Source organism: Phyllobacterium sp. 01N428, from assembly GCF_056399405.1.
Genome location: NZ_JBFTRH010000001.1, coordinates 1,459,342 through 1,479,327 on the forward strand (window position 1 = coordinate 1,459,342; position 19,986 = coordinate 1,479,327).

The window sequence follows — 19,986 nt, forward strand, 5'->3', positions numbered from 1 at the left end:
TTATTTTGACGGCGATTTAGCGGATGCCTTTATGAAGTCGACGAATGCGCGCAGCGGTGCTGGCATGTGCTTGCGGCTTGGATAGTAAAGGCGCGGACCGGTAAAGCTCTGCCAATATGCGCTTAGGACCGCGACCAGCGCGCCGCTGGCGAGCGCTCCGGCAAGAAATTCCTCAAATGTATAGACCAATCCCAGACCGTCGATCGCTGCTTTGACCTCCATTTCGGCTGTCGACGCGATGAGCGGGCCCTTGGGCGTTACCTTGATTACTTGTCCATTCCGTTCGAACTCCCAATGCGGAATGTAGCCACTGCTGAAGCGGTGACGGATGCAGGCATGGTTCACGAGGTCGCGCGGATGGGCGGGGACGCCGTGGGCCGAAAGGTAGGAGGGCGCCGCCGCTGCGACGAAACGCTGGGTTGGGGGCCCGATGGGGATCGCGATCATGTCGCGCTCGATACGTTCATCATAACGGATGCCGCCGTCGAACCCGGCGGCGAGTACGTCGATGAATGTGTCCGAGGCGGTGATCTCGAGCGTGATACCTGGATGGGCCGCAAGAAAAGCGTTGATGATTGGCGGCAAGATCCGTTCCGCTACGATGACCGGAACATTGAGCTTGAGCGTCCCCGTCGGACTGTCGCGGAAACTGTTCATGCTGTCGAGCGCGCCGGCGATCTCGCCAAGGGCCGGCGTTAATCGTTCGATGAGGAGTTTGCCGGCCTCGGTCGGGGTAACGCTCCGCGTGGTGCGGTTGAGAAGCCGCACGCCGAGGCGGGCCTCAAGGCGGCGTATAGCTTCGCTCAGCGCGGAGGCGGATACGCCGCGCATCGTCGCTGCGGCGCGGAAATTCCGCGTCTGCGCAACCGCAACCAGCGCGCTGAGATCAGAGAGATCAGGATCAGTCATTGTGCAATTTTCCGAACAACCCATGCACAATATAGCGGATTATCGCACAAATACAGAGAGCCTATATTGCTTTCGACCGAGGCAAAGGAATTGAACGAAATGCAACATCATCAACTTGGAAAGACCGGGCCGCGCGTATGGCAGATCGGGCTCGGCTGCATGGGCATGTCGGGCATGTATGGGCCGTCCGATCGCGCTGAAAGCATTGCCACCATCCACGCCGCGCTCGATGCCGGTATCAACCTCATCGACACCGGCGATTTCTACGGAATGGGTCACAACGAATTGCTCATTGCCGAGGCGCTGAAGGGCGCCAGGCGTCAGGATGCCGTACTCAGCGTCAAGTTCGGCGGGCTGCGCGACCCAGCAGGCGGCTGGACCGGCTTTGACGGACGGCCGCAGGCCGTGAAAAACTTCGCAGCCTATTCGCTGCAGCGCCTCGGTGTCGATTACATCGATATTTATCGCCCCGCGCGGCTCGACCCTGCCGTACCGATCGAAGAAACGATCGGCGCAATTGCCGACCTCGTGAAAGCTGGCTACGTCAGGCATATCGGGCTTTCGGAAGTAGGCTCGGAGACGATCCGGCGTGCTGCCGCGGTCCATCCGGTCGTCGATTTGCAGATCGAGTATTCACTGATTTCGCGTGGTATCGAGGACAATATCCTTGAGACCTGCCGCTCACTTGGTATTGCCATCACAGCCTATGGCGTGCTGTCGCGCGGATTGATCAGTGGCCACTGGACGAAGGAGAGCGCGCAGACCGGTGACTGGCGCGCCCATAATCCCCGTTTCCAGGCGGAAAATGTTGACGCCAACCTGGCGCTCGTCGAAGCGCTGAAGAAGATCGCGGAGGCAAAGGGCGTGTCAGTCGCGCAGATCGCCATTGCCTGGGTCGTAGCGCAGGGGAGCGATATTTTCCCCGTCATTGGCGCGCGCCGCCGCGATCGTCTGGCTGAAACGCTTGGTGCTCTCGATGCAAGCCTCAGCCGCGATGACCTTGCGGCTATCGAAAAGGCCGTGCCCAAGGGTGCGGCCGCCGGCGACCGCTATGCTGCGGTCCAGATGGCCCATCTAGACAGCGAGGCGTCGGCACATCGATAGGTTCCCTTGGCCCGCCTTGCAAGGCGGGCCCGCACCTAGCTCCCCGACGCCGCAGCCAATCTGACTTTGTCGCAGCGCCGGGGAAGAACCGTTAAACTGAGTGCGCCCATGATCCAGGCGGCAGTTGCACCATAGAGCATCACCCAGCCAAAACCATCGTTCAACGCGCTTATCGCTTGTTCGTGTGAAACGCCTGCGGCGACTGCCTCGGAGAAATTGCCGGCGGCTATGGCGTCGATCAGCGCCGCAGATGCGGGAAAATTCGGGGCGAGGGCGCCGGAAATGCCCAGAACGAGTATGAGGCCCATCAAAGCGATGTTGACCGCCAGCGAGATCATGCGGGCGCTCATGTCCATTCCCGATGCCATGCCCGCGCGTTCGACGGGCAGTGCGCCGGTGGCGGTGTTGGTGACGGGCGTATTCGTCAATCCCAATCCGACCCCGGCGACAATGCAGCCGGGCACGATCGCAATGCCAGCTTGATCACCGAACGTCGCAAAGCGCATCAGCAGAAAGCCCGTACCGATCGTAAAGAGTCCGAGAGGAATGACGTACCGTGGTCCCCGCTGCAGCAGCAGGCGCTCGGCAAGCGGCGGAACGACAAGGCTGGGAACCGTGTAGGCAAGCAGAATGAACCCTGCTTCGATACTGTCGTAGCCTAGGACCGCCTGCAGGAAGATCGGCAAATAGATGACGAATGGCCAGAAGCTGAAGTTCATGCCACTTGATCCCAAGAGAGCACCGGAGAAGAGGCGCACTTTAAATACGCGGAAGTCGAACATCGGCCGGGCAATCGAGTTCTCGATGACGATGAATGCCAGCAGGCTGATGCCGCTCGCTGCCAGAATTGCCAACCCGTGCAGACTGGTCAATCCAATGGCTTGACCCTGAGTGATGAAGTAGACAAGGCAGAACACGGATAGCGAGAGGGTCGCCATGCCGGCAAAGTCGATCCGCGTCGCGTGCGGATCGCGCGATTCGACCACGCCCGCGAGCGTGAGAAATGCGGTGCCGACCGCAAGCACCGTGTGGATCAGGAATACCCATTGCCAGCCTGCAAAGCTCGCGATCAGGCTTCCGATAATGGGACCAAAGCCGAGCCCGACACCGAAAATGATGCCCCACCAGCCAAACGCGCGTGCCCTTTCCTTGCCGCTGCGAAACTGGTCCGAAAGAACGGCGACCTGACACGCCAGCATTGCGGCGCCGCTTGCGCCTTGCAGAAAGCGTGCACCGATGAGCAGCGACGGGGTGTTAGCCAGACCGCAAACGAAAGATGCCGCGCCAAAGACAAATATGCCGATCAGGAAAATACGCTTGCGGCCAAAACGATCCGCCAGCGCGCCCATCGCCATCAAGACCGTGCACATGGCGATCGTATAGGCATTCATTATCCATTGAAGCTCCTTGAAGCTTGCCGGCAGAACGCTCTGGAGCGTCGGCAGGATGGAGGGAATGCTGGAGATTTCGAGCCCGAGCATAAGCGCGGACAAGCAAACGGCGGCCAGCGCCATCGTATTTCTTGAAACGTCGGTTGTCATGATTGCCTTGATCGAATGAGCGGCCAGTACCTTGGCTGCGGGGGAAACCGACGAGCAAAATGTCGCGAAGTTGATGACAACACAATCGTATGATAACTCATATCAGTGATAACAAATTTGGATGATAGAAGTGATTTCACTTGAGGTGGATGCCGTACGAGCCTTCGTAACCATCGCCGATTTTCAAAGCTTCACGCGTGCTGCGGAGGTGCTGGGAACGACGCAGGGCGCAATCAGCGTAAAGTTGAAACGGCTGGAGGACCGGCTGGGGCAAAAATTGCTGGAGCGAACGCCGCGACAGGTCAGGCTGTCGGCCCAGGGCGAGATGTTCATTCAATCGGCGCGGGCCTTTCTTACTGCGCATGAAAGGGCGGTGGCCGATCTTACCGCCTCCCGCCGGCGTTTCGCGCTTGGCATAGCGAGCCATGTCATGGGCCCGGAGGTATCATCGTTATTGGCAAAGCTGAAGTCGCTGGATCCGACACTAATAATCGAAGTTCGTGTCGACAGTTCGCGGTCGCTTTTGGATTTGTACGATGCCGGTTCGCTCGATGCGGTCATTATCCGCAGCGATGATGACAGGCGCGATGGCGAAACCCTGGGGCCCGAGCATTTCGGGTGGTTCGCCGCGCCGGGTTTCGTTCACTGCAAGGGTGAACCCTTGCGCATTGCCGGGACCTCTCCTAGCTGCGTCGTTCGCGACGTTTCGACCAGCCTGCTGGATCGGGCGGCGATTTCGTGGACGGAGGTTTTCATTGGAAGCACGTCCGCAATTGTCGCCGCCCTCTCGGCAGGGCTTGCCGTCGCCGCATTTCCATACAGGCTGGCGCCGGCGGATGTCGTGGACGTCAGCGAAAGATTTGCGCTGCCGCCGCTGCCTTCCCTGTCGATTGTCTTGCACTCTTCCCTGACGGATCCGAAGAGCCGGGAAGCGCTTCGGGCCATCACCGCAGCTTTTCGCGAGCATCCGCGGTCAGCCCCGCAACGGACAGCCACAAGTCTGTCGGGCCGCGGATAATGGCCGCGCACGCGCGCGATCCCATTCATTACATCGGGGGAACGATACCGTTGGTCCCGACGACGATGCGCTTTGTCGAAAGGCTGTCGCCATTGCCGCGCTCGGCTGAGATGAACACCGTGGCGCCAGGCTTCAGGTCATCCTTGCTCGCTTTGGCCAGGGTAACGATGGGCGTTCCGTCAGGAATGGCGATCTTCTTTTCCGTACCGTGATAGACGACCGTCAGCGTCCGTCCGTCGATGTCCTTGACCGCATCGGCGACCGTCGCGTTGGTCATGCTGCTGTTCGGCTTCAGATCCCAGGGCCGGTCGCCTTCGCCCGTGCCTTTAAGAGCTGCCGGGAAGATCACGACCTCAACGGCGCTCGCGACACCTTCGCTTTTCGGCACATTGGTTATGCCGACGAAATCGCCCTTCTTGATATCGTCGATCGAAGCCTTGGCGACGCCGCCGACCTGCCAGCCGTCACTCAAGGCAACGGTCGCATCGGGTCCTTCGCGTGTCTTCACCACGATCGCTGTGTCGCTCAAGCTTTCGATCGCGCCGCGAACGTTGACGCGTTTGGTGGCTGGCGTTGCTGCCGTCTGCTTGGACATTGTGTTCTCTGCGTGAACCGCGAGCGGGAGGGCGAGCGAAAGCACTCCGCCCAACAGCGCTGCCGGGAAGCCAAATCTCGATGATATCCTAGCCATGTTTCTGCTCCTGTCAGACAGGCCGCCGGCGCAACCCTATTGCCCGCCGGGCTTGGCCTGCTTTTCCACGTGTCCGCCAAATTCACGGCGCATGGCGGACAGAACCTTGTTGGCGAAATCGGCATTGCCGCGTGAACTGAAGCGCTCGATCAGTGCGGCGCCAAGCACAGGGGCGGGCACCGCCTCGTCGATGGCGGCGATCAGCGTCCAGCGGCCTTCGCCGGAATCCGACACATGCCCCGCATATCCGGCGAGGCCCGGATCTTCGTAAAGCGCGTCGGCCGTGAGATCGAGCAGCCATGAACTGATCACGCTGCCCCGGCGCCAGACTTCAGCAATGTCGGGAAGGTTGAATTGATACTGATAGTGTTCAGGGTTCTTGAGCGGTGTCGTCTCGGCATCCGCCTCGTGCGAGCGCAGGCCAATATCGGCGTTGCGCAGGATATTCAGCCCCTCCGAATAGGCGGCCATCAGGCCGTATTCGATGCCATTGTGCACCATCTTGACGAAGTGACCGGCGCCGTGGGGCCCGCAATGGAGAAAACCCTGATCCGCTGTGCTTTCGTCCGCCGGCATGGTGCGGCGGCTTTCGGTCTCGGGCAGATCGCCCTTGCCCGGCGCGAGCGCTGCGAAGATAGGCGAAAGGTGCTGCACGATGTCCGGTTCCCCACCGATCATCAGGCAGTAACCCCGTTCAAGGCCGAACACGCCGCCACTCGTCCCGACATCCACATAATGGATGGCGGATGATTTAAGCGCCGCGCCGCGCCGTATGTCGTCGTGGTAGTAGGAATTGCCGCCGTCGATGACGATATCGTCCTTTTCGAGCAGCGGTACCAGCTTGGCGAGCACCGTATCCACGACCGCTGCGGGCAGCATCAGCCATACCGCACGCGGACGCGACAGCTTTGTCACGAATTCCTCGAGCACGGTCGAGCCATCCGCTCCGAGCCGCTGCAGTTCGGCTACGCTCTCGGCTCTTGTATCGTAGACCACCAGCTCGTGGCCGTGTTTCAACAGGCGCTGCGTCATGTTGCTGCCCATGCGCCCCAGCCCAATCATGCCAAGCTGCATTTTAAATCTCCCAGGTCAGAGTAATTTGCATGCAGGCTGCACGTTATCGGCGGCGCGTTCAACAGCCAAGTTATGCCCCGGGCTTTGGCGGTACAAGCACACGCGCGAGTCATAAGATCGTGATGGCCGGAATTGCCCTGCAGGCACGGCGTGGTGGGCGAAGGATCGTAGAGAACGCCCGACCGCAGCGGGGTGGCCGGTGCACCCGCGGTGCCAGCTTCCAGCAACGCCTAGATAACATGGCGTAGCGGGCTTCGGTATGCGGGCGTCACCGGTGTGGCTAGTGTTTACCAATGGCTCCGAGCGCCAACGCGATCATTCTAGGGCCTCCACCGGTGCCTTGACCGACGGATAAACCTCGTCGACGACGTCATCGAGCAAATAGGGCGTCATGCCCGCGACCTCGACGATTTCGCTGTGGACGCCCCTATCATCGAGCGTGTGCACAATGGCTCCGAGGATGCGCTTGCCGGGCATGTCGCGTTCCATCGCGCCAATGATGAAAGATGCCGGTGGCACCCAGGCTAGGTTGGTTGCACCGAGCTTCCCCGTCCAGGCTCGGTGAAGGTGACCGCTGGCGTAGAGCGCAACATTATAGCGGGTGAGGAGATCGCGCATTTTCTGCCGCGCTACAGGTTTCAAAGCCCAACAGCCGGAATCGCCTTCATCCGGGTCGTCCACGAAAAGCGGTTTATGAGCAAAAATTGCAATAGGCCGGCCATTTGCACCCGAAAGTGCTACGTCGAGCCAGTCGAACTGCCAGTCTTCCGCGGCCGAACCATGGCCAAAGACCTGGCTGTTCAAGCCAATGAAGCGCCATTCGCCGACATCCTGCACCCATTCCTCACGGCCGACCAGCCGCCGCCAGCGCTCGATGCGCACAGTATCCATAGGCTGCGCCATATCGGGCATATGTCCGATGTCATGGTTGCCCGGCACAATCAGCAGGGGCAAAACCAGCGCCTTCATTTGCTGCATGGAGAATGCGACGTCCTCATCGTGATCAGCCCCGTCGAGTGCCAGGTCGCCGGTGTGGACGACCATGTCAGGGCTTTGCGCACTTATCCACGCTGCGAGCGGCTGCCAGTTTGCATTAAAATGGGTCTTCGACGGGCTGAGGTGGGTGTCCGATATCTGAATTATCCGCAATGTAATGCTCTTTGAACTAAATATTCTATGGGGCGAAAATGCCGTGAAGTTCGGCGAAGGTGCCGTCTGGTGACAAATGAAGGTCGTGCTAAAATCTCTAAGCCGGGCTTCCGCGCAGCGCTAAAAGGTAGGTTTTCACGACACTAGTGCCTCAGTCCGATGACAAACTCATGACAGGATTTGATTAACATTCGCCATCGCTTCTACCACCAGCCCGGGCCGTAATAGGGCGGCCCGTAAATGAACACGGGCTGGTTGAATTGCATCTGCGCACGGCGATCGGCACGCCGGTCGAGATCGAGGCGGAGCAGGCAATTTGAGAAGGCAGTCGTACCGCGTTTGAAGCCGAAGGAGGCACACTTCTGGTTGTCCATGGTCCGCTGCTGTTCGGGGGTGATGGTCTGACATGCGGCAACGAACAGCGGCAGCAAAAGCGCGAACAACACCGTAAATCTCATCTGTCCCTCCTGGGCCACCAGAATACGAACTTATAGCCCCCCGCCATTATGTCGCTTGGCTGGCAGGTTGAACAGTCAGACTTTGGGCATATAAAATAGGGGGAACGGGGTCGTCAGATAAACAACAAGCCGCCAATCATCAAAAGCACGATGGCGCCCGCCAGGATCGGCAGTATGGAAAAACCCTGTGACGAGTTTTGCGGCCTCAATACCAATTGGGCACGGTCAGCAGGAAAGTTGCTGCGACTTCGGTCAGAAACACAAAGACAACGAAGGGAATAAATCCGTCGCTGACCTTCCGATTATCATTGGCTGCGGCAAAGCTGCTCAAGGCGTTCTCCTGATTTTAACGACCCCCGCGACAGGCGGTAGGATCATGATCGTCAGTGCCGAATTCGGCTGGTCACATAACTGTAACAGTTTGAAACCTTTTGTCACCCAAAAAGTTCCATAACCAAGTTGAAATAAGCGCTGGCCGCTTTCTGGCGGAAAAAATCGATGCTGGATCAATGCTTTGATTCGAGCGGCGCGGGTGGGGAAAAAGCCCGCGCCGCCGCGTTTTTTTACTCTGCCGGCGACGGAGCCGGAAGAATCACGTCCGAATTATGGCCCGACGTGCCTTCGAAATGGCTGCCATGCGTCGCATGACGCAAAGGCCGATTCCCGCTGAGCGCCCGGACCAGAACGTAGAAAATTGGGGTCATGAACAGTCCGAACAACGTCACGCCGATCATGCCGGCAAAGACCGCGACGCCCATGGCGCTGCGCATTTCAGCGCCCGCCCCGGTCGAGGTAACCAGTGGTACGACGCCCATGATGAAGGCGAGGGACGTCATCAGGATCGGGCGCAGGCGCAACCTGCTCGCTTCGACGACGGCCTTGAAGGGTGTCGCCCCCGCAAACTCGAGCTCGCGCGCGAATTCGACAATCAGGATCGCATTCTTGGCCGACAGACCGACCAGAACGATCAACCCGATCTGCGTGAACACGTTGTTGTCGCCAGCCGTCAGCCAGACGCCGGTCAGGGCGGCGAGGAGCCCGAGCGGCACGATCATGATGATCGACAGCGGCAAGGCCATGCTCTCATACTGGGCTGCAAGCACAAGGAATACGAGAAGGATCGACAGCGGAAAGATCAGATAGGCGGAGTTGCCGGCAATGATCTCCTGGTACGTCAGTTCGGTCCATTCGAAACCGATGCCTGCCGGCAGCGTCTCGGCGGCGATCTTCTCGACAGCTGCGCGAGCCTGACCGGACGAATATCCGGGCGCGGCATTGCCGTTCACATCGGCGGAGAGGAAGCCGTTATACCGCATCACCCGGTCGGGACCCGCGCTGGAATCGACCTTGATTAGGGCGGAAAGCGGGATCATCTCGCCAGTTCCCGAGCGTACCTTCAGGTCGCCGATGTCCTCGGCCTTCGCCCGGAAATTCGACTCCGCCTGCATCCGCACGGAATAGGTACGGCCGAACTTGTTGAAGTCGTTGACATAGACGGAGCCGAGATAGATCTGCAGCGTGTTGAATATCTCCGGTAGCGATACGTTGAGCTGGCGCGCCTTGGCACGATCGACATCTGCGTAGAGCTGCGGAACATTGATCTGGTAGCTCGAGAAGAGGCCTGTCAGTTCCGGAGCAGTTGCCGCCTTGCCGAGGAATGCCTTGGTTGCGTCGTCGAGCGCCTGATAGCCGAGGCCGTTACGGTCTTCGATCTGCAACTTGAAGCCGCCGATCGCACCAAGACCCTGCACGGGGGGAGGCGGGAACACGGCGCTGAACGATTCCTGGATGCCGAACAGTTGCTGATTGAGCTGCATGGCAATGGCTCCGGCGCTGAGTTCCGGCGTCTTGCGCTCTTCGAAGGGCTTGAGCGAGACGAAGACGATGCCGGCATTGGCGCTGTTGGTGAAGCCGTTGATCGAGAGGCCCGGGAAAGCAATTGTGCTCTGGACGCCCGGGATCTTCAGCGCGATGTCGCCGATGCGGCGAACGACCGCCTCGGTCCGGTCAAGGGTGGCGCCATCCGGCAGCTGGGTGAAGCCGACCAGATATTGCTTGTCCTGCGGCGGAACGAAGCCGCCGGGAACGCTCTTGAACATGAACGCCGTCGCGCCGATGAGGACGAGGTAGATCGCCATCATCAACGTCTTGCGCGAAATGACACCGCGCACGCCCCGGCTATAGCCGTTGGCGCCGCGTGTGAAGACGGCATTGAAACCGCGGAACAGCCAGCCCAGCGACGCGTCCATAAATCGTGTCAGCCGATCCTTCGGCGCGTCATGTCCCTTGAGGAGCAGGGCGGCGAGGGCAGGCGACAGGGTCAGCGAGTTGAACGCCGAGATGACGGTCGAAATGGCGATCGTCAGCGCGAACTGCCGGTAGAACTGGCCGGTCAGCCCGGTGATGAACGCGAGCGGCACGAACACGGCGACGAGCACAAGCGCAATGGCGATGATCGGTCCCGAAACTTCGCGCATGGCCTGGATGGTCGCCTGGCGGGGCGCAAGCCCGTTCTCGATATTGCGCTCGACATTTTCCACGACGACGATCGCATCGTCGACGACAATGCCGATGGCAAGGACGAGGCCGAAGAGACTGAGCGCATTCACCGAAAAGCCGAAAAGATGCATCACCGCAAATGTACCGATGATCGAGATCGGCACGGCGATCAGCGGAATGATCGAGGCGCGCCACGTCTGCAGGAAGAGAATGACCACGAGGACGACGAGGACGACAGCTTCAAGCAGCGTATGAACCACGGCCTCGATCGAGGCGCGCACGAACTGCGTCGTATCGTAGACGATTTCGTAGTCGACGCCCTCCGGCATGGTCAGCTTCATCTCGTCCATGACGCTGCGCACTTGGTCCGCGATCTGGATCGCATTGGAACCGGGCGCCTGGAAAACCGGGATTGCCACCGCAGGCTTGTTGTCGAGCAGCGAGCGTAACGAGTACTGTGCCGCGCCAAGCTCGACGCGGGCAATGTCCTTCAGGCGGGTGATCGCCCCGTTGGCCGCCGTCTTGACGATGATCTGTCCGAATTCCTCTTCAGACTGGAGCCGCCCTTGCGCGTTGACCGACAGCTGCAGATTGACGTCGTTGGGGCTCGGTGAAGCACCGATCACGCCCGCAGCCGCCTGCACGTTCTGGGCGCGGATTTCGCTAAGAACGTCGGTTGCCGAGAGACCAAGCTCGGCGGTCTTCTGCGGATCGAGCCAGATGCGCATCGAATAATCGCCCGAGCCAAACAATTGCACATCGCCGACACCAGTGATGCGGGCAAGCCGGTCCTTGATGTTGATCAGGGCATAGTTGCGCAGATAGGTGATGTCATAGCGGTTGTTGGGGGAGATGAGGTTCACGACCAGCATCAGGTCCGGCGAACTTTTCACCGTGGTGATGCCGAGACTGCGCACCTCCTCGGGCAGGCGCGGTTCCGCCTGCGAGACGCGGTTCTGCACCAGCTGCTGCGCCTTGTCTGGATCGGTACCAAGCGCGAAGGTGACGGTCAGTGTCATCTGGCCGTCGGCAGTCGCCTGGCTGCCCATGTAGAGCATGCCTTCGACGCCGTTGATCGATTCCTCGATCGGCGTCGCCACCGTTTCCGCAATGACCTTGGGATTGGCGCCCGGATACTGTGCGCGCACCACGATCGAAGGCGGCACGACGTCCGGATATTCCGAGACGGGCATCGCCGTCAGGGCAATCAGGCCGCCGAGAAAGATGACGAAAGAAAGAACGCCCGCAAAAATCGGGCGATCGATGAAGAAGTTGGAAATGTTCATGTCATTCCACCTGCCCGGAGGGGCTTTGGATTATTGCTTTGCGGGTTCCGCAAGCGCTTGCTGGTTAGCCGCCGCCGTTGCCCCCATCGCCACCATTTGCGGTGCGACGAGTGAACCGGGACGAATGCGTTGCAAGCCGTTGACGACGATCTTTTCATCAGCCTGCAGGCCCGCCGTCACGATGCGAAGGCCTTCGGCCCGCGCGCCCAGCGTGATCTCGCGATATTCGACGATGTTCTGCGGATTGACGACCATGACGAACTTCTTGTTCTGGTCGGTACCGACAGCCTTTTCATCGACGAGCAGTTCCTGGCGCTCATTGGCCTGGCCCATGCGCACCTTGGCGAATTGGCCCGGCATCAGCCTGCCGTCGGCATTATCGAAGACCGCACGCACCTTGACCGTGCCGCTCGACACATCGACGCTGTTGTTGATGAGCTGGAGCTTTCCGGCAACGCCGTTCGACCCCTGCACATCCATCTGCACGGGAATGCGATCGACGAAGTCGCGGCCGTTGAGACCGCTCGGCAGATCGGCAAGCGCCTTGGCGACGACGTTCTCGTCAGCCTCGAAGCTTGCATAGATCGGGCTGATCGAGACGAGCGATGTCAGAAGCGGCGAACTCGGACCGGCAGCGATCAGGTTGCCGGGTGTGATCTCGATGCGCCCGACGCGTCCGGTGATCGGTGCGCGGATATCCGTATAGCCGAGATTGAGCATGGCCGTCTTGAGAACGGCCTCGGCTGCCTGCAGGTCAGCCTGCGCGCCGGTCTGCACGTTCATGCGCTGGTCGTAATCGCTCTGCGATACGGTGCGGGAATCGATCAGGCGCTTGCCGCGCTCAAGCTCGTTCTTGGCAAAGGCGAGCTTCGATTGCGCAGCGCTGACCTCGGCGCGAGCCCGCGCAACCTCTGCTTCGAACGGCGCCGGGTCTATTTTCACCAGAAGGTCGCCCTGCCTGACGATCGCGCCTTCCTTGAAATGGATCGACTGGACTGCGCCGGCAACGCGCGAGCGCACTTCCACCGAATCAATCGCTTCAAGACGGCCGGAAAATTCGTTCCACTGCGTCACGTTTTTCGGCTGAACGAGCGCTACCGACACCGGCATTGCCTGCGCGGGAGCCTGCTGCTTTTCAACTTCTGCATGACCTTTGGAGAATTCAAAAACTTTTGTGCCACCTACGGTTGCAAGCGTTAGAACAATGCCGCTGACGAGGAGGCTCTTCTTAAAAGTGCTGATTGACATCGTGGTCACCTGCTTTGAAAATATATGCCACTTGGGAGGATGGCAGATCGGAACTCGATCATTGACGTTCTATACCGATCGGTATAGAAGTCGTGATATAAGGCTGCGGTACAGCAGCTGTCAACCGATTTTATACCGAGCGGTATAATTCTTTTAGGGAGTCTTGTCCATGGGACGGCCGAGGGAATTTGATGCGGACGATGCCTTGCAGACGGCTTTGGAGCTGTTCTGGCGCAAGGGCTACGAAGGCACGTCCATCACTGACCTTACTGACGGCATGGGCATAACAAAACCAAGCCTCTACGGCACATTCGGCAACAAGGAAGAACTCTTCCGCATGGCGCTGCAGCGTTACGAAGAGCACTATATGGCGTTCTTCTGGAGCGCACTCGAACAGCCGGAGGCGCGCACGGTTGCCTTGGACATTTTGCGCGGATTCGTCCGGGCCCAGACTGAAGCGTGCAATCCCGGCGGCTGCCTCGTCGTCAACGCCGCAAGTTCCTGCAGCGATGCCGCGCTCGAGATCCACAAGACCATTGTCGAGCGTATTCAAGTCGGTCAGAAGGCGCTGGCGCGTCGGTTCGAGCGCGCCAAGCGCGAGGGCGACCTGCCTGAGGACAGCAATCCCGAGGACCTTGCCCGGTACATTTTGACCGTTGCGCAAGGTACCGCCGTGCAGGCGTCGAGCGGCGCGAGCCGTGAAGACGTCTACAGGCTCGTCGATATCGCGATGAAGTCTTTTCCTGACAAATAGCCGCCGTTTCAGGTCAGCCGGTTGCGGAACAGCCATGCCGAAAAGGGCAGGGTGACCGCGGCGATCGCGACCAGCGCCAGCATTTCCGGATAGAGCTCCCTTACGCCTGCATCCTCCAGATAGACCTGATGCGTGATGCTGATCGCATAGCGCAGTGGATTGATGAGCGTCATATACTGCAGGATCTCGGGCATGTTGCCGATAGGCGCCGTCAGGCCGGAAAGCAGCATGAACGGCATAAGCAGCACGAAGGAATAGATCATGGCCTGCTGCATGTTGGCTGCAAGCGATGAGATGAAGAGTCCGATGCCGACGGCTGCGGCGAGAAACAGTATCAATCCGAGATACAGCATGAAATAGGACCCGGTAAACGGGATCTGGAACCATAATTGGGCAACGAGAAGAATCGTCGTTGCCTGGCTGAGCCCGACCAGCATCGAGGGCAGGGCCTTGCCGATCATGATCTCGGAGGGCCGAAATGGCGTGACCAGCAGTTGGTCGAACGTGCCTGCCTCGCGCTCCCGCGCCACGGACATTGCGGTGAGCATCAATGTCATCATCATCGTGATCGTGCCGATCAGCGAAGGGATCATGTACCAGCGCGTTTCAAGGCTTGGATTATACCAGGCTCGGGTGGTGAGCTTCATGCCGCCGGGCGGATCCTGACCATTATCTGCCCGCCAGCGCGTGGCGAAGTCCGATGCGATCGTGCTGATATAGCTTTGCGCCGTGCCCGCCGTGTTGGAGTTGCGGCCATCAGCGATCACCTGCAGCTTGGCCGGCATCCCCGCCATCAGCCGTTTTTCGAAATCCTCATCGACGACGATGACGAGGAGCACGCGTCCCTCATCGATGAATTTCGCGATGTCCGAGGTCCGCTGCAGCGTTGCCACGCGCGTGAACGTTCCCGACCCGTCAAGCTTGGAGATGAACTCGATCGAGGCCGCGCTGTGATCGTGGTCGAGGATAGCATAGGGAACATTGTTGAGGTCATAGCTCGCAGCGTAGCCGAAGATCAGGCACTGCAGGATCGGCGGCAGCACAAGCACGATCCGGCTTTTCGGATCCTTGAAGATTGCCAGCAATTCCTTGCGGATCAGGGCGATGATGCGGAAGAACGATTCCTTCATGACCGGCTCACCCGAGTTTCTTGCGTGTTGCGAAGACCGAGGCGGTCATCAGCACCGCAGCCATCGCGGCCAGCACAGCCGCGTTTGGCAGGATGACCGGCCAGATATCGCCGGCCAGAAACAGCGTCTGCAACACGCTGACGAAATAGCGCGCCGGGAAAATATGGGTGATGACCTGGATCGCATAGGGCATGCTCCTGATGTCGAACATAAACCCCGAGAGCATCATTGCCGGCAGGAAGGTGACAATGAGCGTGATCTGGCTTGCCACGAACTGATTCTTGGTCAGCGAGGAGATCAAGAGCCCGATGCCGAGCGCAACCAGCAGATAGAGCGTCGAGACCACCACCAGGATCCAGAGCGATCCGCGCAGCGGGACGCCGAACAGAACCTGGCTGCCGATGACCGAAAGCGCAAGTCCGAGCATGCCGAGCACGAAATAGGGCACGGTCTTGCCAAGGAGGATCTCGCTTGGCAGCGCGGGGGTGACGAAGAGCGCCTCAAACGTGCCGCGCTCCCATTCGCGCGCGATGACCAGCGCCGTCAGCAGGGCGCCAATGAGCGTCATGACCAATACGATGAGCCCGGGGACGAGGAAATAGGTGCTGTCATTGGCCGCGTTGAACCAGAGGCGCGGTTCAAGATCGATCGTCGCGCCGTTGCTGACGATCTTGCCTTCGGCCATCTGCCGGGCAGCTGCAATACCGACGGCACCCTGCGCATAGCCGAGTGCAATCCGGGCGGTATTAGCGTCACTGCCATTGACCACGAACTGGATCTCCGCCGTCCCGGCCTCGACATCGCGGGCAAACTGCGGCGGTATACGAACGATCCCGTTGACGGTCTTGTTCATCAGGAGGCGCTGCGCCTCGGCCATGGTCATCACCCGATGCGTTTGAAAATAGGGCGAGAGTTCGAAACCGGAGACGGCATTGCGGGCCTCGGCTGATGAATCTTCGATCACCATCGCCACAGGCAGGTTCTTCAGGTCGAAGGAAAGACCGTAGCCGAACAGAATCAGGAGGATCATGGGCATGACGATGCCGACGGCGATGCTGCTCGGATCGCGCACGACTTGCCAGGATTCCTTGCGCACCAGCGCCAGGATGCGGCGCAGGCTGTTCCTGGCGGGATGCGAAGCGGGCGCGTTCATGGCTGAGCCCTCGCCGGTTTGGTAAGCCATCACGCTGCCTTTTCGCGAGTTTCGCGGCGCGATTCCTCGACGATGGCGATAAAGGCGTCTTCCATGTTGGCCTCTTCGCCCTTCTTCGGCTTGGCATGGGCTCGGATTTCGGCGGGGGTGCCCTCGGCAAGATTGCGGCCGGCATCGAGAATGATGATGCGATCGCAATACTCGGCTTCTTCCATGAAATGGGTGGTTACGATCACGGTAACGCCTTGTTCGGACAGCGCAGTGATGCGGCCCCAGAATTCGCGCCGCGCCAGCGGATCGGCACCGCTGGTCGCCTCATCGAGGAAAAGGATATCCGGCTCGTGCAAGAGCGCCGCCGCCATGGCGAGACGCTGCTTGAAGCCTCCGGGCAATTGCCCGCTTGGCAGTGTCGACAGGCTGTCGAGTTCGAATTGATCTTTTGACCATTCGATACGCTGGCGCTTCCTCGCACCGCGCAGGCCATAGGCGCTGGCAAAGAAATCAAGGTTTTCGTCCACGGAGAGATCGCCGTAGAGCGAAAACTTCTGCGCTACATAGCCGAGATTTTCGCGGGCCTCGGCGCGGGACGTCCGCAGATCCGCCCCAGCGACGCGCAAGGTGCCGCTCGTTGCCGGCATCAGGCCGCACAGCATGCGGAAGGTCGTGCTCTTGCCCGCGCCGTTCGGGCCGAGCAAACCGTAAATTTCGCCGCGCCTTACCTCGAACGTGACGTGATCGACGGCAGTGAAGTGACCGAACTTGCGCACGAGATCATGGACTTCGACGGAGATCTCGCTGCCCCCAGCCGGCTTCGGCCTGTCGAGAGTGACCGCGCTCGACTGGCTTTTCCTGGCAACGGCGCTGAAGAGGATCATGAAGCCATCCTCGAAGCGCGGCTTTACTGGTTCGAGCTCGACAGGCTTATCGTCGATGCGGATATCGCCGCCGAAATCCGGTTGCTTCACGACGCGTACTCTGCCGGCTTCCGGCACGGCGTCGGCGACGCCTTCCTGGCGAAACAGCCGCGCCTGCAGGGACCTCGCGGTCGTGCCGGCGTCGGGCGTTGCGATGAACACCTGGTCCTTTGCCCTGGCGGTGATTTCCTCCGGCTTGCCTTGCGCTAAGACCTTGCCGAGATGCATGACTACGGCGTGATCGCAAAGCTCCGCCTCGTCGAGGTAGGACGTGCTGACGACGACTGTCAGCCCGTCTTCCCGCACAAGCTTGGTTACAATTTCCCAGAGTTCACGCCGCGACAGGGGATCGACGCCGACTGTCGGTTCATCGAGAAGAAGTAGCTCCGGCGCGCGAACGAGGGTACAGGCAAGGCCAAGCTTTTGCTTCATGCCGCCGGATAGCTTGCCGGCAAGCCTATCCGTGAAGCGGCCGAGGTCGGTCATTTCCATCAGGCGAGGGTAGATTTCCTTGCGCGCGTCGTGACCGATACCGTGCAGATCGGCATAGAGATCGAGATTCTGCTGAACGGTCAGATCTTCATACAGGCCGAACTTCTGCGGCATATAACCGATCCGGTTCTGAATGTTCTGCGGATCCGCGGCGACATCAACGCCAAGCACGGAAAGATCGCCCTTTTCAGCGGTCATCAACCCGGCGATCAGGCGCAGGATCGTTGTCTTGCCGGCGCCGTCCGGTCCAACGAGCGCGGTCAACGTGCCGTGCCGGGCCTCGAATGAAACATCCTCCAGCGCCTTGACCGTCTCGCCGGTTTCGCGGTGAAACGTCTTGAAGAGGTTTCTTGCGACAACCGGTGCGGAAGGCGCGGCTTCGGTCATGACTTTGCCTTGGCGTCGGTCTCCTGGCCGCCCGCCGGCAGTGGCTTCAGCGGTTCGTTCGGCAGAAGCGTGACAGTTGCCGGCATGCCAAGCCGTAGAAGATCATCCTTGTCGTCGACAAAAACCCGGACCTCATAGACGAGGCTCGATCGCAAATCAGCGGTCTCCACGGTTTTCGGCGTAAACTCCGCAACCGGCGATATGAAGCCGACCCAACCATCCTGCGGTTTGTCCGGGAAGCTGTCAGTGGTGATCCGCGCGCGCATGCCGGGTTTCACATGTCCGAGATTGGGCTCGGAGACATAAGCCCGTACCCATTTCGTCTTGATCACGGCGAGCGAAAGCACCGGTTTCATCGGCGCAGCCATTTCGCCCGGCTCCATCAGGCGCGAGCGCACCACGGCATCGACGGGTGCAATCAATTCCGCATCGTTGAGTTGTTCCCGTATCAGCGCCAATTGCGCTTCGCTGCCGCGCAGCTGTGCTTCGGCCTGCAGCAGATCCTCGGCGCGGGGACCGGCGATGGCGAGCTCCAGCGCGCTCTGGGCCACTTCGACCTTGGCATCTGCAACGGCCGCGGCTGCCTTGGTGGTGTCGAGTTCCTGTTTGCTGATCGTGGAATTGACAGTCAGGCTCATCCGCCGTTCGAGCTGTATGTTGGCGTTGTCCGCATCGGCCTTCGCCGACGTGAGATTGGCGCGGGCCTGCGCGATCTCCTCCGGCCGGCTGCCATTGCGCAGTTTCAGGACCATGGCGCGCTGTGAGGCAACGGTCGCGTCGGCCTCGCGGACCTGCGGCGCAAGCCGGCCGGTATCGAGGCGGGCCAACACCTGCCCCTTTTTCACGACATCGCCTTCCTCGACAAGGACCTGATCGATGCGTTCCGAGCCATTGAAGGCGAGGGAGGCCTGCCTCAGGTCGACATTGCCATAGAGTGTCAGCGCGTCGGCGGTTGCCGGACGGTGCCAGTACCACCATGCGCCAACGCCAAGCGCAGCAAGAACGACCAGAATGATCAAGATGCGGATTTTTTTACCCATGGCCGCACATCATATTCAACTTGCGCGTTTATGTCAAATTACAATTTGAATTTCAACTTTGAAAAACCTGTAAACTCCGCTACAATGATTCCATGGCGAAACAGAGCACTCGAAAACTTCCCGGCCGGCGCGAGGATGGCGCCACAACCAAAGCTCAGATTCTGGAGGCTGCAGGGGAGGTCTTTGCCGAAAAGGGTTTTGATCGCGCCACCGGCAAGGAAATTGCCGAACTGGCAGGCAGCAACTCCGCCGCCGTCAACTACTATTACGGTGGTATCGACGGGCTCTACGGGCAAGTGCTGCTCGAGGCACACCGCCGCCTCCTGACCTATGAAAGTCTTGTGACGCTTGCGGAAGGCCCGGGTGACCCCAGGGAAAAGCTGCGTAGGCTTATCGGATTGCTCGCACGAGCGGTGACGGGTTCGGCTCGATCGTCATGGGGGCTCGGCGTGCTCGGACGTGAGATTCTTTCGCCATCACCGGCGTTTTCTGTGCTTCTCGACAAGGAAATTTTGCCGAAGAAGCTCGTGGTTACGACGATTGTCGGCGAGATCCTGGGATTGCCGCATGACGATCCGGCGGTGACGCGCTGCGCACTCAACATCATTTCGCCCTTTGCCATGCTGGTCGTCGGCAACAAGCAGATCTTCACGCGCGTCCTACCGGGGCTAAACCCCGCCGAACCCCAGACCCAGAATGAAATCGTCGAGCATTTTCAAAGATTTGCCATGGCGGGGCTCGAGGCTACAGCCTCGGCGCTGCGTTCCGCTCATTGATGCATTTGAATGGGCGGCCAGCGATAAGTATCCGCAACGGCTTTGATTTCCGCGGGCTTTTTCTCGGCCTTTTCGGTCAACTCCTGAGACTTGGCGATCGCCTCGCGCAGCATTTGCCATTCTCTTTCGTGGCGTTGATAAACATCCTGCGGAACGGTCGGTGTCGTCATTCTGCAACCTCCAGTATTCGATTGGGTGTGGTCCTAAAGCGTCGCAATAACGGTCAAATAGGGTCTCGGTTCCGCCTGTGCCATTCAAGAATTGCAACCGGCATTTACAGATCCGCGCATGTCTGCGATCTGCGGTAGCAATTGCGTGAACAGGGAACCAATCCGTTCACGACAAGTTCATGCTTCGAGGTGC

18 protein-coding genes are annotated in these 19,986 nt (G+C 59.8%); 4 read left to right on the top strand and 14 right to left on the bottom strand.

The genetic code is table 11. The features are described from left to right. Nucleotides 1–909, bottom strand: a complete 909-nt coding sequence (locus tag AC1DNI_RS07125; protein WP_477691328.1) for a LysR family transcriptional regulator — start codon at nt 907–909, stop codon at nt 1–3. Between the two features lie 99 nt (nt 910–1,008). Here AC1DNI_RS07125 and AC1DNI_RS07130 point away from each other — a divergent pair, with 99 nt between their 5' ends. Further along, entirely contained in the window at nt 1,009–2,013 is a 1,005-nt protein-coding gene (locus AC1DNI_RS07130; RefSeq protein ID WP_477691329.1) for an aldo/keto reductase, read from the top strand. 35 nt (nt 2,014–2,048) lie between these two features. Here AC1DNI_RS07130 and AC1DNI_RS07135 read toward each other — a convergent pair whose 3' ends face one another. Further along, nucleotides 2,049–3,554, bottom strand: coding sequence for an MFS transporter (locus AC1DNI_RS07135; protein WP_477691330.1), 1,506 nt, complete (start codon nt 3,552–3,554; stop codon nt 2,049–2,051). 121 nt (nt 3,555–3,675) lie between these two features. Here AC1DNI_RS07135 and AC1DNI_RS07140 point away from each other — a divergent pair, with 121 nt between their 5' ends. Then, the gene (locus tag AC1DNI_RS07140; protein WP_477691331.1) at nt 3,676–4,572 is read left to right on the top strand and encodes a LysR family transcriptional regulator; all 897 of its coding nucleotides are present in this window, start codon (nt 3,676–3,678) and stop codon (nt 4,570–4,572) included. Between the two features lie 28 nt (nt 4,573–4,600). Here the strand turns inward: AC1DNI_RS07140 and AC1DNI_RS07145 are convergent, their stop codons facing one another. The 7 genes from AC1DNI_RS07145 to AC1DNI_RS07175 all read right to left on the bottom strand — a co-directional run bounded on the left by AC1DNI_RS07145 (nt 4,601) and on the right by AC1DNI_RS07175 (nt 12,977). Continuing rightward, the gene (locus AC1DNI_RS07145; RefSeq protein WP_477691332.1) at nt 4,601–5,263 is read right to left on the bottom strand and encodes a hypothetical protein; all 663 of its coding nucleotides are present in this window, start codon (nt 5,261–5,263) and stop codon (nt 4,601–4,603) included. Between the two features lie 36 nt (nt 5,264–5,299). Then, nucleotides 5,300–6,337: a phosphogluconate dehydrogenase (NAD(+)-dependent, decarboxylating) gene (gnd, locus tag AC1DNI_RS07150; RefSeq protein ID WP_477691333.1), complete on the bottom strand. Its 1,038-nt coding sequence runs from the start codon at nt 6,335–6,337 to the stop codon at nt 5,300–5,302. 315 nt (nt 6,338–6,652) lie between these two features. Continuing rightward, complete coding sequence (locus tag AC1DNI_RS07155) at nt 6,653–7,486, bottom strand: metallophosphoesterase family protein (protein ID WP_477691334.1); 834 nt, start codon at nt 7,484–7,486, stop codon at nt 6,653–6,655. Between the two features lie 203 nt (nt 7,487–7,689). Beyond that, nucleotides 7,690–7,944: a hypothetical protein gene (locus AC1DNI_RS07160; protein ID WP_477691335.1), complete on the bottom strand. Its 255-nt coding sequence runs from the start codon at nt 7,942–7,944 to the stop codon at nt 7,690–7,692. A 205-nt stretch (nt 7,945–8,149) separates the two neighbouring features. After that, nucleotides 8,150–8,275, bottom strand: coding sequence for a hypothetical protein (locus tag AC1DNI_RS07165; RefSeq protein ID WP_255453099.1), 126 nt, complete (start codon nt 8,273–8,275; stop codon nt 8,150–8,152). Nucleotides 8,276–8,507: 232 nt separating this feature from the next. Further along, a complete protein-coding gene (locus AC1DNI_RS07170; protein WP_477691336.1) occupies nt 8,508–11,729 on the bottom strand; it encodes an efflux RND transporter permease subunit in 3,222 nt (1,073 codons plus the stop codon). A gap of 30 nt (nt 11,730–11,759) precedes the next feature. Beyond that, nucleotides 11,760–12,977, bottom strand: coding sequence for an efflux RND transporter periplasmic adaptor subunit (locus AC1DNI_RS07175; protein ID WP_477691337.1), 1,218 nt, complete (start codon nt 12,975–12,977; stop codon nt 11,760–11,762). Nucleotides 12,978–13,146: 169 nt separating this feature from the next. On the opposite strand from AC1DNI_RS07175, the gene AC1DNI_RS07180 reads away from it, so the two are divergent. Beyond that, complete coding sequence (locus tag AC1DNI_RS07180) at nt 13,147–13,731, top strand: TetR/AcrR family transcriptional regulator (protein ID WP_477691338.1); 585 nt, start codon at nt 13,147–13,149, stop codon at nt 13,729–13,731. Between the two features lie 8 nt (nt 13,732–13,739). Here AC1DNI_RS07180 and AC1DNI_RS07185 read toward each other — a convergent pair whose 3' ends face one another. From AC1DNI_RS07185 to AC1DNI_RS07200, 4 genes are read right to left on the bottom strand one after another with little or no spacing between them, the layout of a single operon-like run. Beyond that, nucleotides 13,740–14,861, bottom strand: coding sequence for an ABC transporter permease (locus AC1DNI_RS07185; RefSeq protein ID WP_228018776.1), 1,122 nt, complete (start codon nt 14,859–14,861; stop codon nt 13,740–13,742). A gap of 7 nt (nt 14,862–14,868) precedes the next feature. Beyond that, the gene (locus AC1DNI_RS07190; RefSeq protein WP_477691339.1) at nt 14,869–16,044 is read right to left on the bottom strand and encodes an ABC transporter permease; all 1,176 of its coding nucleotides are present in this window, start codon (nt 16,042–16,044) and stop codon (nt 14,869–14,871) included. Then, on the bottom strand, nt 16,044–17,807 hold the full coding sequence (locus tag AC1DNI_RS07195) for an ATP-binding cassette domain-containing protein (protein WP_477691340.1): 1,764 nt from the start codon (nt 17,805–17,807) through the stop codon (nt 16,044–16,046). The genes AC1DNI_RS07190 and AC1DNI_RS07195 overlap by 1 nt, the downstream gene beginning before the upstream one ends. After that, complete coding sequence (locus tag AC1DNI_RS07200; RefSeq protein WP_051614496.1) at nt 17,804–18,847, bottom strand: HlyD family secretion protein; 1,044 nt, start codon at nt 18,845–18,847, stop codon at nt 17,804–17,806. Before AC1DNI_RS07200 ends, AC1DNI_RS07195 begins: the two co-directional genes overlap by 4 nt. Before the next feature lie 92 nt (nt 18,848–18,939). Here AC1DNI_RS07200 and AC1DNI_RS07205 point away from each other — a divergent pair, with 92 nt between their 5' ends. Then, nucleotides 18,940–19,623, top strand: coding sequence for a TetR/AcrR family transcriptional regulator (locus tag AC1DNI_RS07205; RefSeq protein ID WP_477691341.1), 684 nt, complete (start codon nt 18,940–18,942; stop codon nt 19,621–19,623). Here the strand turns inward: AC1DNI_RS07205 and AC1DNI_RS07210 are convergent. Next, nucleotides 19,617–19,793, bottom strand: coding sequence for a hypothetical protein (locus tag AC1DNI_RS07210; RefSeq protein ID WP_477691342.1), 177 nt, complete (start codon nt 19,791–19,793; stop codon nt 19,617–19,619). The genes AC1DNI_RS07205 and AC1DNI_RS07210 overlap by 7 nt on opposite strands. Between the last annotated feature and the right edge of the window lie 193 nt (nt 19,794–19,986).

Excerpts from the sequence above, each read along its gene's own strand:
- AC1DNI_RS07125 (WP_477691328.1), bottom strand. The coding sequence starts at position 909 with ATGACTGATCCTGATCTCTCTGATCTCAGCGCGCTGGTTGCGGTTGCG.
- AC1DNI_RS07130 (WP_477691329.1), top strand. The coding sequence starts at position 1,009 with ATGCAACATCATCAACTTGGAAAGACCGGGCCGCGCGTATGGCAGATC.
- AC1DNI_RS07135 (WP_477691330.1), bottom strand. The coding sequence starts at position 3,554 with ATGACAACCGACGTTTCAAGAAATACGATGGCGCTGGCCGCCGTTTGC.
- AC1DNI_RS07140 (WP_477691331.1), top strand. The coding sequence starts at position 3,676 with ATGATAGAAGTGATTTCACTTGAGGTGGATGCCGTACGAGCCTTCGTA.
- AC1DNI_RS07145 (WP_477691332.1), bottom strand. The coding sequence starts at position 5,263 with ATGGCTAGGATATCATCGAGATTTGGCTTCCCGGCAGCGCTGTTGGGC.
- gnd (WP_477691333.1), bottom strand. The coding sequence starts at position 6,337 with ATGCAGCTTGGCATGATTGGGCTGGGGCGCATGGGCAGCAACATGACG.
- AC1DNI_RS07160 (WP_477691335.1), bottom strand. The coding sequence starts at position 7,944 with ATGAGATTTACGGTGTTGTTCGCGCTTTTGCTGCCGCTGTTCGTTGCC.
- AC1DNI_RS07170 (WP_477691336.1), bottom strand. The coding sequence starts at position 11,729 with ATGAACATTTCCAACTTCTTCATCGATCGCCCGATTTTTGCGGGCGTT.
- AC1DNI_RS07175 (WP_477691337.1), bottom strand. The coding sequence starts at position 12,977 with ATGTCAATCAGCACTTTTAAGAAGAGCCTCCTCGTCAGCGGCATTGTT.
- AC1DNI_RS07180 (WP_477691338.1), top strand. The coding sequence starts at position 13,147 with ATGGGACGGCCGAGGGAATTTGATGCGGACGATGCCTTGCAGACGGCT.
- AC1DNI_RS07185 (WP_228018776.1), bottom strand. The coding sequence starts at position 14,861 with ATGAAGGAATCGTTCTTCCGCATCATCGCCCTGATCCGCAAGGAATTG.
- AC1DNI_RS07190 (WP_477691339.1), bottom strand. The coding sequence starts at position 16,044 with ATGGCTTACCAAACCGGCGAGGGCTCAGCCATGAACGCGCCCGCTTCG.
- AC1DNI_RS07195 (WP_477691340.1), bottom strand. The coding sequence starts at position 17,807 with ATGACCGAAGCCGCGCCTTCCGCACCGGTTGTCGCAAGAAACCTCTTC.
- AC1DNI_RS07200 (WP_051614496.1), bottom strand. The coding sequence starts at position 18,847 with ATGGGTAAAAAAATCCGCATCTTGATCATTCTGGTCGTTCTTGCTGCG.
- AC1DNI_RS07205 (WP_477691341.1), top strand. The coding sequence starts at position 18,940 with ATGGCGAAACAGAGCACTCGAAAACTTCCCGGCCGGCGCGAGGATGGC.
- AC1DNI_RS07210 (WP_477691342.1), bottom strand. The coding sequence starts at position 19,793 with ATGACGACACCGACCGTTCCGCAGGATGTTTATCAACGCCACGAAAGA.